The sequence below is a fragment of the Bacteroides sp. HF-4919 genome (assembly GCF_018860125.1).
Map to the genome: position 1 here is coordinate 82298 of NZ_JAHKNF010000009.1, position 17057 is coordinate 99354.

The window sequence follows — 17057 nt, forward strand, 5'->3', positions numbered from 1 at the left end:
CCTATTCCCGTAAGGGATAGAGACCACATTTTTTTCGGCAGTTAACCTGTTTATGCTTTTACACGACCTACATAAGAGCCGTCACGAGTATCGATTTCGATTGTTTCGCCTTCGTTGATAAATAGCGGAACACGAACGGTTGCACCTGATTCTACAGTAGCCGGTTTCAATGTGTTAGTAGCTGTATCCCCTTTCATACCCGGTTCTGTATAAGTAACCTTCATCTGAACTTTGATAGGCATATCAGCGTAAAGTACGGTTTCAGTAGAAGCATCAGATACTACTTCCAGAACGGCACCTTCCAACAGGAAGTCTACACCGTTGATCAAGTCGTGGGCAATCGGGTGTTGGTCGAAAGTTTCCTGATTCATAAAGATATAGTCTTCACCTTCTTTATATAAGAACTGGTAGGGACGACGTTCTACACGTACATCTTCCAACTTTTCACCGATGTTGAAGCGACGTTCGAGAACGTAGCCGCTTACCACATCTTTCAGTTTAGTACGCATGAAAGTGTTACCTTTTCCAGGTTTAACGTGGAGGAATTCGATACAGAAATACAGTTTGCCATCCATGCGGATACAAGTTCCGTTCTTGATGTCTTGAGCATTAATCATACTTGATATTCTTTATTTTATAGATTGTTATTGAGTTATCTTCGAACCTTTTCGGGTGCAAAAGTAATCTAAATCGGCAAAAAACACAAAATGTTTTGACTAAAAATGACTTAACTCTTGGTTTATTTAAAAAAAGTGCCTATTTTTGCAGCCCGAATCCGTAGAAATAATAACATAAAACAAGATACAGTAATGAAAAGAACATTTCAACCCTCTAACAGAAAGAGAAAAAACAAACACGGTTTCCGTGAGAGAATGGCTACAGCTAACGGTCGTAGAGTATTGGCTGCGCGTCGCGCTAAAGGTCGTAAGAAACTGACTGTTTCTGACGAATACAACGGAGTGAAGGCATAAGTATTAGCCATAGCAAACGAATAAGAAGAAGTGAAGGAGGATTCCTTTGCTTCTTTTTGTTTTAATAAGCTTTTATCAAAAACTCAGTGAAACTCTGTGATACTGTGTAGCGAAAATAGTATCTTTGTCCGGATTAACAGCTTATAATTATGACGATAAAAGAATTTTTTTCTTTCAAAGCCAATAGATTCTTCTGGGTAAACATCATAGCCATGGTTGTGGTGGCTGTGCTCATTGTGTTTGGCGCACTTAAAGGATTGGATATATACACACGCCATGGCCAAGCTGTAGTGGTGCCCGACGTAAAAGGGATGTCTGTAAGCGAGGCTGAAAAGATGTTCCGGGATCAGGGACTGACTTATGTTGTGTCCGATTCCAATTATGTAAAGAACAAACCGTCCGGCATCATTCTTGATCTTAATCCGTCGGTCGGGCAGAAAGTGAAAGAAGGACGAACGATCTACCTCACAATAAATACACTCAGTACTCCTTTGTGCGTAGTGCCCGATGTGGCCGATAACAGCTCCGTGCGTCAGGCACAGGCAAAGTTAATGGCTGCCGGCTTTAAGCTGACCGAGAACCGGATGGTGAGCGGAGAGAAGGACTGGGTATATGGTGTCATTTATCAGGGACGCCAGTTGCAGATTGGAGATAAAGCTCCTATTGGTGCTACTTTGACTCTGATGGTGGGTGACGGGGTGCAATCTGCCGGAGCCGATTCGGTCGATATGGTAGAAGATGCTGCCATTTCTGCTGATGATTCCGGTACTGAAGACGATTCCTGGTTTTAATGTAAGAAACGTATACGTAGAAAAAACGCATGATAGAAGAATTGCCTGACGAACTTGAACAGGACGAATTGGATGATATAGAACCTGTAGGTGACGAGAACCAGCTCTACGAGCATTTCCGTGTGGTAGTGGACAAAGGGCAGGCGATGGTCCGGGTAGATAAATATTTGTTTGAACGCATCGTCAATGCTTCGCGCAATCGCATACAGAAGGCTGCTGAAGACGGTTTTGTCATGGCTAACGGCAAGCCCGTGAAGAGTAGCTATAAGGTGAAACCGCTGGATGTGATTACGGTGATGATGGATCGTCCCCGCTACGATAATGAGATTATTCCTGAAGACATTCCCTTGAATATTGTCTACGAAGACAAATACCTGATGGTGGTGAACAAGCCTGCCGGGCTGGTTGTGCACCCCGGACACGGAAACTATCATGGTACATTGGTCAATGCCATCGCCTGGCATCTGAAAGATAATCCGGACTATGATGCTAACGACCCTCATGTGGGATTGGTACATCGCATCGATAAGGATACTTCGGGGCTGCTGGTCATTGCTAAAACTCCGGATGCCAAAACCAATCTGGGCATTCAGTTTTTCAACAAGACTACCAAACGCAGATACCGTGCACTCGTATGGGGAATTGTCGATCAGGACGAAGGTACCGTCGTGGGGAGTATCGCCCGTAATCCGAAAGACCGGATGCAAATGGCCGTTATGCCCGACCCGGCTCAAGGAAAACATGCTGTCACCCATTACCGGGTACTCGAGCGTCTGGGATATGTCACTCTGGTGGAATGTATTCTTGAAACAGGGCGTACGCACCAGATACGCGTACACATGAAGCATATCGGTCACGTACTCTTTAATGACGAACGGTATGGAGGTCACGAAATCCTGAAGGGAACTCACTTTAGTAAATACAAACAATTTGTAAACAATTGCTTCGACACTTGTCCGCGGCAGGCCTTGCACGCTATGACGCTGGGGTTTGTGCATCCCGTCACTGGTGAAGAGATGCATTTCACTTCGGAGTTGCCGGATGATATGACCCGGTTGATAGAGAAGTGGCGAGGCTATATTAGCAACAGAGATTTAGAATGAAACGCAACATTGCCATCGTGGCAGGAGGCGATACCTCCGAAATCGTAGTTTCCCTGCGTAGTGCACAGGGCATTTACTCCTTCATTGATAAGGAGAAGTATAATTTGTACATCGTAGAAATGGAAGGCCGTCGCTGGGAAGTGCAGTTGCCGGACGGAAGTAAAACGCCGGTAGACAGAAACGACTTTAGTTTTATGAATGGGGCGGAGAAGGTTGTATTCGACTTTGCCTATATCACCATTCATGGGACGCCGGGTGAAGACGGACGTTTGCAGGGGTATTTCGACATGATGCGCATTCCGTATTCGTGTTGTGGTGTATTGGCTGCTGCCATCACTTACGATAAGTTTGTCTGCAACCAGTATCTCAAGGCATTTGGCGTACGTATCTCCGAATCATTGTTGTTGCGTCAGGGACAGACTGTTTCCGATGAGGATGTGATAGAGAAGATCGGTCTGCCTTGCTTCATCAAACCCAATTTAGGAGGGTCCAGTTTTGGAGTGACAAAGGTAAAAACGCGCGAACAAATTCAGCCGGCCATCGCTAAAGCTTTCGGCGAAGCGGAAGAGGTAATGATAGAAGCTTTTATGGCCGGAACAGAATTGACTTGCGGTTGTTATAAGACGAAAGAAAAATCGGTCGTTTTCCCGTTGACTGAGGTAGTGACGCATAATGAGTTTTTCGATTACGATGCGAAGTACAACGGACAAGTAGACGAAATCACTCCGGCACGTGTATCGGAAGAACTGACCAAACGGGTACAGGCATTGACTTCGGCTATCTATGATATATTGGGATGTTCGGGCATTATCCGCGTAGACTATATCATTACGGAAGGTGAAAAGATTAATCTTTTGGAGGTGAATACCACACCGGGTATGACCGCTACCAGCTTCATTCCCCAACAGGTGCGTGCTGCCGGAATGGATATAAAAGATGTAATGACTGATATTATTGAGAATAAATTTTAACTGTAAGCTGTGAGCAATGGGCTACAGGCTGCACAAACCGCAAGTTTGGTGTGGTATAAGATAGCGTGGCTCTCGTAGCTTATACAAAGAATGAAAGCTATGAATACAACCGAGTTTGATGAAATCCGTCCTTACAACGACGAAGAGCTCCCCGGAGTTTTCGAAGAACTGATTGCCGATCCGGCTTTTCAGAAAGTGGTTGCCGGGGTGATACCGGATGTTCCCTTTGAGATGTTGGCACAAAAGATGCGTGCCTGCAAAACGAAACTGGAATTTCAGAAGACCTTCTGTTACGGTCTGCTGTGGAAACTGGCGGGGGAGTGTACTGATGGTATCTCATTAGATCATACGGCTATTCCGGACAAGAGTAAGGCATACACATACATTTCGAATCACCGGGATATAATCCTCGATTCCGGCTTCTTGTCGGTACTGTTAGTCGACCAGGGGATGGATACGGTGGAAATTGCCATTGGTGATAACCTGCTGATTTATCCGTGGATCAAAAAGTTTGTCCGGGTCAATAAATCATTTATCGTACAGCGCGCACTGACTATGCGGCAAATGCTTGAATCATCGGCACGTATGTCCCGTTATATGCACTATACGATTGGTCAAAAGAACCAGTCCATCTGGATTGCACAGCGTGAAGGACGTGCCAAGGACTCCAATGACCGCACTCAGGACAGTGTGCTCAAGATGCTTGCGATGGGTGGAGAGGGTGATGTAGTGGATCGTCTGATGGAGATGAATATTGCTCCTCTTGCTATTTCTTACGAATATGATCCTTGCGATTACCTGAAAGCACAGGAGTTCCAGTTGAAACGTGATATAGAGGGGTATAAGAAGACCATGGAAGACGATCTGAAAAATATGCAGACCGGTCTGTTTGGTTATAAAGGTAAGGTACACTTCCAGACCGGGGCCTGCCTCAATGATTTGCTTTCGACAGTGGATCGTTCTTTGCCTAAGCCTGAGTTGTTTACACGCATCTCTACATGGATCGACGAACGCATTCATGGCAATTATCGACTTTACCCGGGCAATTATGTGGCTCATGACTTGCTGACCGGCAAAAATGATTTTGAGTCCCATTATACATTGGCCGACAAACAACGTTTCGAAGCCTATATGGAGAAACAGCTTGGAAAGATTGAGATACCCGATAAGGATATTCCATTCTTGCGTGAAAAGTTGTTGCTGATGTATGCTAATCCGCTTGTGAATTACTTAGCTGCACGTCAATGAAAATATGGGTGCTGCATATCGCCCGACTTGTATTGCTCTCTGCTTTCCTGATCTCCTGTAATGAAGAAGAGGGAGCCTCTTACCCTCCTGTGAAACTGGAGTTTCTGACCGCTGAGGCGGGAGCAGACGGTACTTTGCAAACATTGGTAACGGATAAGGGAGAGCGTCTGGTGGTGGCAGAAGACCGCACCCGGACGGAATTATTCCCGAATGGAAGTAGCCGCGTGGTGAGTAATTATGAAGTAATCTCGTCCGCCGGTGGGCAGAAGGAGGTGCGGATTTATGCATTGGCCAATACTGTATCTCCTGCCCCGGTATCCGCTGCAAAGTTCGGGAATGGTTTGAAACTGGACCCGGTTGATGTGCTGAGTATCTGGATGGGGCGTGATTTTCTGAATATGACCCTCTCTATCAAAGCACAAAGTGAGAAACACAGGTTCCATTTCATTGAAGAGTCCGTTGTGAGGGATGCCGTAACAGGGCGGTTAACTGTCCGCTTGATGCTCTATCATGATAATGGAGGAGATATGGAAGCCTATACCAAGCGGGCTTATGTCTCGGTGCCGTTGGGCCGGTATGCGGCAAGTGCTGCCGAACCGGCAATGATTTATTTCAGCTTGCATACGTATGACGGGAAGGTGAAGACCTATCAGTTTGAGTACGTACCCAGTCACTAATCATTAATTACTAAATTATATGTCGAAAATGAATTCAATGCTTATGGGAATATGGTTTTTATTGTCATCTCTCTTTTCTTGCCAGCAGTCGAAAGGGGATTTCAAGACAGTGCCGGTAAAGGAGTTTGCTTCACTGATTCAGGACGAGAGCGTACAGCGGTTGGATGTCCGTACAATGGCCGAGTACTCTGAAGGCCATATCCCGGGGACTATCAATATCAATGTGCTTGATGATTCGTTTGCCGCTATGGCAGACTCTACGCTTCAGAAAGATAAGCCGGTAGCTTTGTATTGCCGTAGTGGTAAGCGCAGCAAGAAAGCGGCTGCCATCCTCAGTGAGAAAGGTTATAAAGTTTACGAACTGGATAAGGGATTTAATGCCTGGCAGGAAGCGGGAGAGAAAGTAGAGAAATAACGATCAACGATGAACAGCAATCATGTGCAACCCTGTTCATCGTTGATCGTTCATTGTTATTATAGATTTTCCAACAGTCTTTTCAATACTACTGTTGCTGATATTTCGCGGTTTGCAGCTTCCGGGATTACAATGGATTGCGGGCTCTCGATAACATCGTCCGTCACAATCATGTTCCGTCTTACCGGAAGGCAATGCATGAAGTAGGCGTTGTTGGTTACGGCCATTTGGCGTTCGCCTACGGTCCAGTTGCGGTCTGTACTCAAAATCTGTCCGTAGTTGTCACCTGTGTAGGCTGCCCAGTTCTTGGCATATATAAAGTCGGCTCCTTCGAATGCTTTCATCTGGTCATATTCTACCCGTGCGTTTCCTACAAACTTCGGGTCGAGTTCATAACCTTCAGGGTGGGTGATGACAAATTCATAGTCAGTGGCATTCATCCATTCGGCAAACGAGTTGGGGACTGCCTGTGGCAATGGACGCGGATGCGGTGCCCAGGTCATTACTACTTTCGGACGGGCAGTCTTTTTATATTCTTCGATGGTGATAAGATCGGCAAAGCTCTGCAACGGATGGTGGGTGGCCGCTTCCATGGAGAATACCGGGCGTCCGGAATGTTGTATAAACTGATTGATGATTACTTCGTTATAGTCGTACTCGCGGTTCTCGAAGCGGGCAAACGAACGTACACCGATAATGTCGCAATAACATCCCATGACCGGAATGGCTTCCAACAGATGCTCTGGTTTGTCGCCGTCCATGATGACGCCACGTTCCGTTTCCAGCTTCCAGGCTCCCTGGTTGATGTCCAGCACAATTACGTTCATACCCAGGTTAAGCGCAGCTTTCTGAGTGCTGAGGCGGGTGCGGAGGCTGGAGTTAAAGAAGATCATCAACAGGGTTTTATTACGTCCCAGTTCTACATATTTAAACCGGTCTTTCTTGATCTCGAATGATTCGGCCAGGGCTGATTTCAGGTCGCCGATGTCTTGTACGCAAGTAAATTTCTTCATAATTGTCTTTGTTAGAATGAATATACCTTTCCGCAAAGGTATGATAAAATTTTCAATTGGCAGACTGTGCCCATGAAAGATACTCCGTTTGCCGTGGGGACAGGAAAGTGCTGTTGGCCAGATAATCCTTATTATTGGCATAGATAAAGAGCACACTGCCCTTTTTAATCGTGTCGATTATCGGTTTGGCAAGTGCCTGCGGCAGGGCAGGACAACCCAGGCTTCGTCCCAGGCGGCCGGCAGAAGCGGCTATGTTAGGGTTGGCATAAGCGGCGCCGTGCATTACGATGGCACGTTGTTTGGCTTGGTCATTAATTCCTTTTTCCAGTCCGTTCAGTACCAGAGAGTAGCCGTTGCGCCCCTGATATGTATTTTCTGTCAGGTAAAAGCCAAGTGAACTTTTGTATGAACCGTTTTTATTGGAGAAAGAAGTTGCATAGTTCTCTCCGCTGTTTCTGCCATGTGATACGACAGAGGTATAAAGCAATTTCTTATTCTTCATATCGAGCACATAGAGGCGCTTCTCGGTAGATGGTTTAGAAAAGTCTATCAGCGTCATGATAGACTTGCTTTTCTGCTCGATTTTCCGGTAGCCGGTGACTGCCTGACGGAAGGCTGTATAGCTTACGATACCATCCAGGTACATATCGTCGAACAGTTGATCCACTTCGTCCGTTTCGGGAGTGGAGGCAACGGATACAGGTTCACTGACCGGTACACGGCTGGGTGTTTCTGCCAAAGGAAGAAGAAACAACAGGAGAAATAGAAATACTTTTTGCATAGGAAACAGAGAAAAATAACGGCGCAAAGATACGGATTTCTATTCCAAAACAAAAATAATTGTCTCATTTACAGGTGCCCAGTCGAAAATAAACTTCGAATGTGAGGTGGCATTCCGTACACACATGTGCGAACGGGGGGTGGTGCCCAGTGACGGACTGTACTCGATGAGTGCTTTGCGTGGCTCGTTTACCGGGACTCCGTGAATGTATCCTCCGTCCGAGAACCGGCTTGCGTAAGGTGCAAAGCCTCCGGTAGTGGTAGAACCGTCTTTGAGGAATATCATACGTGCTTTTTTCTCCTGCAATACGAAGATGCCTAACGGGGTTTCCTGTGCATACGGCGGGCGGTGTCGTCCGGTGGTGGCGGGGTTCATGCTGCGTACAGCCCATCGGGCCTCGCCGGTTTGTTCCAGTGTTGCTATGTTCTGGTCTCTCCGGTCTATCATGATTGCTTTGGTGAAACGGGTCGTATCCGGGAGTACTTTGACGTATTTCTTGGGTACATACCACTCTTCGCCTATGTAGATGGGAGATACCTTGACGAACTTTTCTCCGTCTGCCAGAAAACGTACCAGCGAACCGTCTTCTCCATAACGTTCGGGTACCAGTGTATCGGTGAGCAGATAGAGCGGAACGGACTGGTAACGCTCTATGCCCAGGGTGTCGGCAATGCGTTTGTAAGCATTCCGTTTGTAGTGGCGCACCAATGGGGCTTCACCGTTCCGATTCTTATAGTTTTGCAGGATACCCCATCGAGAGGGCTCTTGCTGGATATTTTCGAGCAGAGCCAGACGTTCTTTGATCTTATCCCACTGGAAACTGCGGGTGGTATCTTTGTACGGGTAAGTATCTTCAAGGGTATATTTGTCGTAGAGCAGGTCTTTCACAATCTCTATCTGCTCTGCCGAGATAGCCTTGGGCTTCTCTTCGGGAGGTGTTTGTTCCAGTGAATCTGCTACAGCAACCGTTTCGGGCTGTAGCGGATTTGTTTTGTTTTCTCTGTTGCATGCGCAGAAAAGGAAGAGGAGGGAGAACAAGTATATATGGGCTGTTTGCTTCATAATGGGATGGGTTAGGGGTTCATTTACAAATATAATATTTTTTATAAGGAATAGCAAAGCGTTTTGTTTTCGTATTATTAATAATTTGCATATTTACCCTTTGTTTTGTCAAGAGCAAGTTTACACTTCTTTAACGTGAGGCCCTGCCGGATTAAACTATTTATACTTTTCGGATTTTGCGCGGAGGAGTTATGCCGGATGTAACCGCGATAATAAGGTGAAGATGCCGTCTCCGTCTCCGGAAGCAACCGTCTTCGGGCCGGAACACCGGCTCTTCCGGCACGGAATACCGGCTCTGTTGAGGGGAAACACCGGCTCTGTCTTTCGGAAATGCAGCCTTTGAAAAAAAGAAAGGGGGAGGCAGCGGCCTCTCCCTTTTATCGCATTCTAAATAGAATGTAATGTATGATTGTATTTACAAAGATAGCATAATCCGGGGGCAAAGTCAAGTTTTGAACCGATTATTTTGCGGATTTCGCCTGAATAAAGATCATCGGCGCGTTTGTCCGTCACCTTCGATGATCCATTTATAGGAAGTGATCTCTTCCAGCCCCATCGGGCCACGGGCGTGCAACTTCTGTGTACTGATGCCGATCTCTGCTCCCAACCCAAATTGTGCTCCGTCGGTAAACGCCGTAGATACATTGGTATATACACATGCTGCATCTACCATCCGGGTGAAAAGGGCGGCGCGTTCCCGACTTTCAGTGACGATGCTCTCGCTGTGGCGGGAACTGTACTCTTGAATATGTCCGAGTGCGTCTTCAAAACTACAGACTGTCTTGATCGCCATTTTATAGTCCAGGAACTCTGTCCCGAAACTTTCGGGTGTAGCCGGTTTCAATCCTTTGGCAGGATAATGTCCTTCAAGTGCCTGATAAGCCAACGGATCAGCGTAGATAATCACATTGCTTGCTTTGAGCTTCTCGCATAGCGCAGGCAGGTCGGACAATCTGCTTTTATGAATGATCACACAATCGAGTGCGTTGCAGACGCTGACACGGCGTGTTTTGGCGTTGTGAATGATGGCTGCTCCCTTAGTAGTGTCTCCGTATTCGTCAAAATATGTATGGCAGATGCCTGCACCTGTTTCTATCACCGGTATGGTGGCATTCTGCCGCACGAAGTTGATCAGGCTGCTGCTACCGCGGGGAATAAGCAGATCTACATATCCGGCGGCATGCAAAAGTTCGTTGGTCGCTTCGCGGTCAGCCGGCAGCAACTCGACGGTGTGGGTGTCTGCATCAAACAGCCGGAGCACATTATGTATCACTTCTACGATGGCGCGATTCGAAAAGTCGGCATCGCTACCGCCTTTTAAAATACAGGCGTTACCACTTTTCAAGCAAAGCGAAAAGACATCGAAACTGACGTTAGGACGTGCTTCGTAGATGATACCGATAACTCCGAAGGGCACACTTACTTTTGTCAGCTTCATTCCGTTGGGCCGGATGCTTTCTTTCAGGACCCTGCCCAGCGGTGAGGGGAGTGTCGCTACGTTCCGTATGTCGGAGGAAATTCCTTTCAACCGTTCTTCGGTCAGTTTCAGCCGGTCGTATTTCGGATTGTCGGGTGACATCCGATCCAGGTCTTTCCGGTTTTCGGAAAGGATATACGGCGTTTGTGCCAAAGCAGCATCCGCTACGGCGTTCAATATCCGGTTTATTTGTTCGTCGGGCAATAATGCTAAACGACGGCTGGCTGCTTGTACGGCAGCAAATGTATCATTCAGGTTCATACGCAATTCGTTTATTCGATGTAAAGGTAGTCATAATGGACTACTGCTTTTTTCCCATGCTTTCCGATGGCGTCCCGTGCTTGTGTCGAGTCACAGTTGGCTTTGCCCACACCTATGGGAACGCCCCGGTTATCGATGATCCGCACGATGTCATCTTTCTCAAACTCCCCTTCGATGCGGGTGATTCCGATGGGAAGGATGCTGACTGCCTTGTCCGAGTTCAAAACTTCGGAGGCTTGTTCATTGATGTGTATCTCTCCTTTGGCGAAACCTTCGCTGTGGGCTATCCATTTCTTGATACTCGACACCGGCTGTGGGGCGGGGATGAAACGGGTGCAAATGGTTTCTTCCGGATGTTCCGTCAGGTTGATGAGTATATTGTCACGTTTGCCGTTGGCAATGATTACGGTAATACCTTCGTCTGCCACTTTGCGGGCAATGTTGGTTTTAGTCAGCATACCACCCCTCCCAAAACTCGATTTGCTGGTCTGGATATAGTTTGTCAGGTCTTTCCCTTGCCCTATTTCCCGTATCACGGATGAAGCCGGATCGGCAGGAGAACCGTTGTATATGCCGTCAATATTGCTTAGGATGATAAGAGCCTGCGCATCCATCATCGAGGCGATGAGTCCCGATAATTCGTCGTTGTCCGTGAACATCAGTTCGGTGACGGAGATGGTATCGTTTTCGTTGACAATGGGGATGACTCCGTTCTCGAGCATTACCGTCATGCAATTTTTCTGGTTGAGGTAATGCCGGCGGGTACCGAAATTCTCTTTGGTGGTGAGTACCTGGCCTACGGCGATACCGTGATCACGGAACAATTCGTAATATCGGTTGATGAGTTTGGCTTGTCCTACAGCAGAAAATAACTGGCGTTGGTCAACGCTGTCGAGTTTCCTGAGGGTGCGTATTTCACTTCGTCCTGAGGCGACAGCCCCCGAAGAGATAAGAATGATTTCCATTCCGGCTTTATGCAGGGCAGCTATCTGGTCGGTTAGGGCAGACATCCGGGTGACGTCCAGCGTTCCGTCTTGCCGGGTAAGTACGTTACTTCCCACCTTTACAGCTATTCGTGTAAACTCCTTTTTCATTATGCTAACGATTTGAAAGCACAAATATATGGATTTTTGTCGAAATGTAACCTAAGGGGTACATTAAATGAAAGGTCTTATCATCCGGGTGCCTAAAGAGAGGGATTAGGTGCCGGTAGTACATACCTCTCCCACGTGGGTATGCCTGACGGACATGTCTGCGTGGGAGGAGAAAAAATGTTTGGTGATTTATTCGTTCGCCTTTTCCCGGTTTCTCACTATTTCCATAGCCTGCTCATAATCGTCTTCATTGACGAGGACGGCTATTTCCTGTCCGATGTAGTAAGGTGCCAGAGCCGCAAGGCCGCCTCCGTCCTTCAGAATGGATTCTATTCCATTGCTTTCAAGTAATCCTTTGGTAAACTCTGCTTCCCAAGGTGAACCGGTGAAGACTTCTACTAAGCGGGTGTCTTTATCTTCTTTCATAATGGTAGGGATATTATGTGGTTATCTCCTACAAATATAACAAAAAGAACCTGGATAATGTTGTTTTACATATAGATTATTCCAAAGATATCCGTTGTACCGTAATGTCTTGGTTGAGGAATGTTGAGGCCGATTCAATAAATTTATCTTCGGCTTCTGTGGTACAAAAGCTGCAACTGCCTCCCCGAGTGCATTTCCGGTCCATTTCGGGGTGCCTGTAGAGGTAATCTTTCAGGCTGGCGGCTACATATTCTCCCTGTGCAACCACTTTCATACTTTGGGGCACGAACTGTTGTATCTTGGGCAGCAGCAGCGGGTAGTGGGTACATCCCAAAATGATAGTGTCTATCTGTCCGTCTTTGGCAAGCAGATTGTTGATGTATTTACGGATGAAAAAGTCGGTTCCCTTACCATTGGCTTCGTTGTTTTCGACCAGAGGTACCCACATTGGGCAAGCTTCTCCACTTACTTTTATGTCCGGAAAGAGTTTATGTATTTCGAGCGGATACGATTCCGATTTGATGGTGCCGGCTGTGGCCAATACTCCGACATGGCGGGTTTGGGTTATGCTGCCGATGCACTCTACCGTTGGACGAATGACTCCCAGGACTCTTCGGCTGGGATCGATATCCGGAAGATTGTTCATTTGTATGGTTCTTAATGCCTTGGCCGAAGCTGTATTGCAGGCAAGTATCACTAAGTGGCAACCCATCTCAAACAGTTTGTTAACCGCCTGCAGGGTAAATTCATATACGATTTCAAAAGAACGGGTACCGTAAGGGGTACGGGCGTTGTCGCCCAGGTAGATATAGTCATAATCCGGAAGAGCCTCCCGGATTTTACTCAGGATGGTCAGTCCGCCATATCCGGAGTCGAATACTCCGATAGGACCGGGTTTCTGGGAAAGGGATTGTTTCATAACGGAGATGGGTTAAAATGTTACGAGCTACAAGTGACAAGTCGTAGCGTATTTTCCGCATAGTACTTGTAGCTTGTAGCTCGTAACTTTATAGCTTCCGACTCTTATTTAATGCCCAATTGGGTCTTTACTTTCGGAGTCAGGTTGATGCTCTGATTTTCGTTAACGTAAGGTATCGGAGTACGTGCCATGTCGAAAATGTAGATAACACCTTCTGCTGCGCCTACTGCTTTGATAGCATCGTCCAGCTTCTTGTATACCGGAGCCATCAGGTCGTTATTGGCTTTCTCCATATCCTGTTGCGCCTTAGCCTGGAATTGTTCTTGTCTCTGCATCATGTCTTCCAGCTCTTTTTGTCTTCTTTCTGCAATCACAGTAGGAAGAGAGTCTTTCTGCTGCATGAACTCCTGATATTTTTTGTTGAATTCTTCTTGAGTTCTCTGAAGGTCCTGTCCGAGTTGTTTGTTCAATGCCTGCAATTCAGATTGTGCTTTGGTGTATTCCGGCATAGCCGAAACAATTTCCATTGCATTGATGTGACCGAATTTAAGATTTTGTGCGAATACGCCCATCGGGAGTACCAGCATCATTAAAAGTGCAATTTTTTTAAGCATAGTTCTATTATTTATTTGAATGATTACTTTTTAGTTATCGGCTGCAAATGTATGAAATTAATTTGAATATCCTAATTTCGCCAGCACTTCATTGCTCACATCAATGCGCGGAGTGGCAAAAATAATGCTCGAAGCTGAAGCTCTGTCCACTACTACAGCGTAGCCGTTTTCTTCGGCTACTACTTTTACGGCATTGTATATTTCATCCTGAATGGGCTTCATCAGTTCTTCTCTCTTCTTAAAAAGCTCGCCTTCGGGACCAAAGTACTTCCGTTTCAACTCTGAGGCAGCCTTTTCTTTTTCTACGATGGCATCTTCTTTTTGAGTTTTCTGCGCAGCCGTCAGCTTTGCAGATGCAGCTTGATATTCTTTAAACATGGTTTGTGCTTCCTTTGCCAATACTTCGACTTCACCCTGCCATTGTTTGGTGGCTTGGTTCAATTGTTCGTTGGCACGTTCGTAAGCCGGAATGTTCTTCAGGATATACTCCATATCGATCAGAGCAAACTTTTGTGCTTGAGCTGTCATACCTACGGCAAACAGCAAGATGATAAATAGAACAGACTTTTTCATAACGCTTAGTTTTTAATGAAACAATTAGAATTCCTGACCCAATACGAAGTGGAATCTGCTTCCGCCTGCGCTCTTGTCGCCAAGTACTTTGTCGAAACCGTATGCCCAGTCGATACCCATCATACCGATCATCGGGAGGAAGATGCGGACACCTACACCGGCCGAACGTTTCAGGTCGAACGGATTGAAGTTCTTCACATCATGCCATGCATTACCGGCTTCCAGGAATGTTAACGCATAAATATTGGTACTTGTTTCCAGCATCAGCGGATATCTTAATTCAAATCCGATACGAGTGTAGGCATATCCTTCCTGTCCACGGTACGGAGTTAACGAACTGTTTTCGTAACCACGAAGGGCGACACTCTCGGTTGCATAGCTTGAATATCCGGTCATACCGTCACCACCGACGTCAAATGTACCGAACGGAGATTTCTTATATTTGTTGTAGTGGCCCAATATACCGAATTCCACACGTGTCATCAGCACCGGAGTCTTTTTCACGGTTGTCGGGTTCAGCAACGGAATATATGTTTTTGCTTTGAACTTCCACTTATGGTATTCTACCCATTTGTGCATTTTGTTCATATCGTTCTGGTTGTACTCGTTATATTTACTGTAGTCTACTCCGTCGAACAGTGAGTAAGGCGGTGTGAACTGTACAGACAGAGAGAAGTCTGAACCACTACGCGGATAAATCGGGTTATCGTAAGAAGCACGGGCCAATGTCAAGCCGATGCTTAAGTCGTTACATTTACCGTTAGTTACCGGGAAGTACTGCCAGTCTTTCAAGATATATCTTTGATAAGAAAGCTCGGCTGAAAGCTGGAAGTAGTCATCTGGCCAGTTCAGGCGTTTTCCCCAACCTGCTGACAGACCCCACATTTTGATTGACTTGTCAGGGTCATAATAGTTTTCGTAGTTGTTATAGTTACCATAATTGTACATACCGTAACCGCCTAAGCCGCTGTAATAACTGTTGTAGTAATTGTTATAGTAGCTTGAGTTATAGTAACGGCTGCTGATATCAGTCTGAACTGAGAAGAATGCCGACAGGGAGAATGAATTCGGACGTTTACCTCCGAACCAGGGATCAAAGAACGAAATGCTATACTGCTGATAGTATTGTGCATTGGTCTGTCCACTGATGGTCAGTGTCTGTCCGTCACCCTGAGGCAGGATACCACGATAGTTTTCTCCCGGGTGCAATAGGTTTGCCAAAGAGAAGTTCGTAAATTTCAAACTTAATTTACCGATAACACCCGTCTGTCCCCAACCGGCAGAGAACTCTACCTGGTCATTTGCTTTGGATACCAGATCATAGGCAATATCTACCGTTCCGTTCACTTGGTCCGGCTGAATATCCGGTTTGATGTTTTCCGGGTCAAAGTGTCCCATTTGTTGGATCTCACGCATAGAACGCATCAGGTCCTCACGGCTGAACAACTCGCCCGGGCGGGTACGGAGTTCACGGCGAACAACGTTTTCGTACAAACGGTCATTACCATTGATCTTGATCTTATTGATGCTGGCTTGCCGGCCTTCGTAGATTCTCATCTCCAGGTCGATAGAGTCGTTGTCGATATTCACTTCTACCGGATCTAACGTGTAGAACAGATAACCATTGTTGTAATAGAGGTTACCGATAGCGTCTTCATCGGTTGACAAACGTTCATTCAGCAATTTCTGGTTGTATACATCTCCTTTCTTCATGCGGAGCATAAAGTTCAGTTGTTCTGAGGGATAAAGAGTGTTACCCACCCATGTTACGTTGCGAAGGTAGTATTTATCGCCTTCCTCCAATTCAATGTATACATCTACCGTTTTATCGTCAAATTTGGATACGCTGTCTTTCACGATACGTGCATCGCGATAACCCAGTTCGTTGTACTTATCAATAATCAGTTGCTTGTCCTCTTCATACTTCTCATTAACAAACTTCTTGGTGCGGAACAAGTTCAGCAGTTTTCCCTTTTCGTTTGTTTTCTTCATCACACGTTTCAGCTTCGATGTTTTGATAGCATGGTTACCGGCAAAAGTAATGGCATGGACTTTTACCTTTTCTTTCTTATCGATATCTATGTCGACCAATACTTGATTTTCATTTGCAGGATCATCTCTTTGAGTGATGGTTATTTCTGCATTCTTAAATCCTTTATCGTCAAAGTAACGTTTACTTAAAACCTTTGCACGGTCCACCAGATTCGGAGTGATCTGACTGCCTTTTATCATACCCAGTTTGGTCTGTAGGTCTTCACGCTCCGACTTTTTCACACCGTGATAACGTATGTCTGAAATGCGCGGACGTTGAGTCAGACTGATCTTCAGCCAGATTTTATTGCCTTCTACCTTTTCGGCTGTGATTGACACGTTGGAGAACAGACCGTGACGCCAGTAGCGTTTGATTGCCCCCGTGATCTCATCACCCGGTACGGTAATAGTTTGTCCTACAGAAAGTCCGGACAGTCCGATAAGAACATAATCTTCGTAGTTCTTGACACCTTCGACCTTGATGTCGGCTATTTCATATTTTTTCGGTGTCCCGGAATACATGATAACGGGTTTTGATTCGTCAGTGTTAGCATCTTGTGCTACGCCCGGCAATGCAAAGCAAAACAGGCTGATAAACGTTACGAATATGAAGGAAATACGATAATGCAT

Annotated in this window: 18 protein-coding genes; 7 read left to right on the plus strand and 11 right to left on the minus strand. The window is 46.2% G+C overall.

What is annotated here, in order from left to right:
- Positions 1-50: 50 nt before the first annotated feature.
- Positions 51-617 carry an elongation factor P gene (gene efp, locus KO473_RS15815; protein ID WP_005778982.1) on the minus strand — a complete coding sequence of 189 codons (567 nt, stop codon included), beginning with the start codon at positions 615-617 and terminating at the stop codon, positions 51-53.
- 192 nt (positions 618-809) lie between these two features.
- On the opposite strand from efp, the gene rpmH reads away from it, so the two are divergent.
- The 7 genes from rpmH (at position 810) to KO473_RS15850 (ending at position 6176) form a co-directional block, all read left to right on the plus strand.
- A complete protein-coding gene (rpmH, locus tag KO473_RS15820) occupies positions 810-971 on the plus strand; it encodes a 50S ribosomal protein L34 (protein ID WP_004292199.1) in 162 nt (53 codons plus the stop codon).
- A 149-nt stretch (positions 972-1120) separates the two neighbouring features.
- On the plus strand, positions 1121-1762 hold the full coding sequence (locus KO473_RS15825) for a PASTA domain-containing protein (protein WP_005822974.1): 642 nt from the start codon (positions 1121-1123) through the stop codon (positions 1760-1762).
- 29 nt (positions 1763-1791) lie between these two features.
- Entirely contained in the window at positions 1792-2865 is a 1074-nt protein-coding gene (locus KO473_RS15830) for an RluA family pseudouridine synthase (RefSeq protein ID WP_005822975.1), read from the plus strand.
- Positions 2862-3836, plus strand: a complete 975-nt coding sequence (locus KO473_RS15835) for a D-alanine--D-alanine ligase (RefSeq protein ID WP_005778975.1) — start codon at positions 2862-2864, stop codon at positions 3834-3836. Before KO473_RS15830 ends, KO473_RS15835 begins: the two co-directional genes overlap by 4 nt.
- Positions 3837-3935: 99 nt before the next feature.
- The gene (locus tag KO473_RS15840; protein WP_005778973.1) at positions 3936-5084 is read left to right on the plus strand and encodes a 1-acyl-sn-glycerol-3-phosphate acyltransferase; all 1149 of its coding nucleotides are present in this window, start codon (positions 3936-3938) and stop codon (positions 5082-5084) included.
- Entirely contained in the window at positions 5081-5761 is a 681-nt protein-coding gene (locus tag KO473_RS15845; protein ID WP_005778970.1) for a NigD-like protein, read from the plus strand. Before KO473_RS15840 ends, KO473_RS15845 begins: the two co-directional genes overlap by 4 nt.
- Positions 5762-5780: 19 nt before the next feature.
- On the plus strand, positions 5781-6176 hold the full coding sequence (locus KO473_RS15850) for a rhodanese-like domain-containing protein (RefSeq protein ID WP_005778968.1): 396 nt from the start codon (positions 5781-5783) through the stop codon (positions 6174-6176).
- Between the two features lie 59 nt (positions 6177-6235).
- On the opposite strand, the gene KO473_RS15855 is transcribed toward KO473_RS15850, so the two are convergent.
- The 10 genes from KO473_RS15855 to bamA all read right to left on the minus strand — a co-directional run bounded on the left by KO473_RS15855 (position 6236) and on the right by bamA (position 17057).
- On the minus strand, positions 6236-7189 hold the full coding sequence (locus tag KO473_RS15855) for an acetylornithine carbamoyltransferase (protein WP_122130404.1): 954 nt from the start codon (positions 7187-7189) through the stop codon (positions 6236-6238).
- Positions 7190-7241: 52 nt separating this feature from the next.
- The gene (locus KO473_RS15860; RefSeq protein ID WP_101604387.1) at positions 7242-7970 is read right to left on the minus strand and encodes a murein L,D-transpeptidase catalytic domain family protein; all 729 of its coding nucleotides are present in this window, start codon (positions 7968-7970) and stop codon (positions 7242-7244) included.
- Between the two features lie 39 nt (positions 7971-8009).
- Entirely contained in the window at positions 8010-9032 is a 1023-nt protein-coding gene (locus KO473_RS15865) for a L,D-transpeptidase (protein ID WP_005822978.1), read from the minus strand.
- 490 nt (positions 9033-9522) lie between these two features.
- Complete coding sequence (locus tag KO473_RS15870) at positions 9523-10770, minus strand: glutamate-5-semialdehyde dehydrogenase (protein WP_005822979.1); 1248 nt, start codon at positions 10768-10770, stop codon at positions 9523-9525.
- A gap of 11 nt (positions 10771-10781) precedes the next feature.
- Positions 10782-11864 carry a glutamate 5-kinase gene (gene proB, locus KO473_RS15875; protein WP_005778957.1) on the minus strand — a complete coding sequence of 361 codons (1083 nt, stop codon included), beginning with the start codon at positions 11862-11864 and terminating at the stop codon, positions 10782-10784.
- 189 nt (positions 11865-12053) lie between these two features.
- Positions 12054-12290 carry a DUF2007-related protein gene (locus KO473_RS15880; RefSeq protein WP_005778954.1) on the minus strand — a complete coding sequence of 79 codons (237 nt, stop codon included), beginning with the start codon at positions 12288-12290 and terminating at the stop codon, positions 12054-12056.
- A 76-nt stretch (positions 12291-12366) separates the two neighbouring features.
- Positions 12367-13209 carry a glutamate racemase gene (gene murI, locus KO473_RS15885; RefSeq protein ID WP_122130403.1) on the minus strand — a complete coding sequence of 281 codons (843 nt, stop codon included), beginning with the start codon at positions 13207-13209 and terminating at the stop codon, positions 12367-12369.
- A gap of 104 nt (positions 13210-13313) precedes the next feature.
- Positions 13314-13823 carry an OmpH family outer membrane protein gene (locus KO473_RS15890; RefSeq protein ID WP_005810775.1) on the minus strand — a complete coding sequence of 170 codons (510 nt, stop codon included), beginning with the start codon at positions 13821-13823 and terminating at the stop codon, positions 13314-13316.
- Between the two features lie 57 nt (positions 13824-13880).
- Positions 13881-14396, minus strand: coding sequence for an OmpH family outer membrane protein (locus tag KO473_RS15895; RefSeq protein ID WP_005778948.1), 516 nt, complete (start codon positions 14394-14396; stop codon positions 13881-13883).
- Positions 14397-14420: 24 nt separating this feature from the next.
- On the minus strand, positions 14421-17057 hold the full coding sequence (bamA, locus tag KO473_RS15900) for an outer membrane protein assembly factor BamA (protein ID WP_032531764.1): 2637 nt from the start codon (positions 17055-17057) through the stop codon (positions 14421-14423).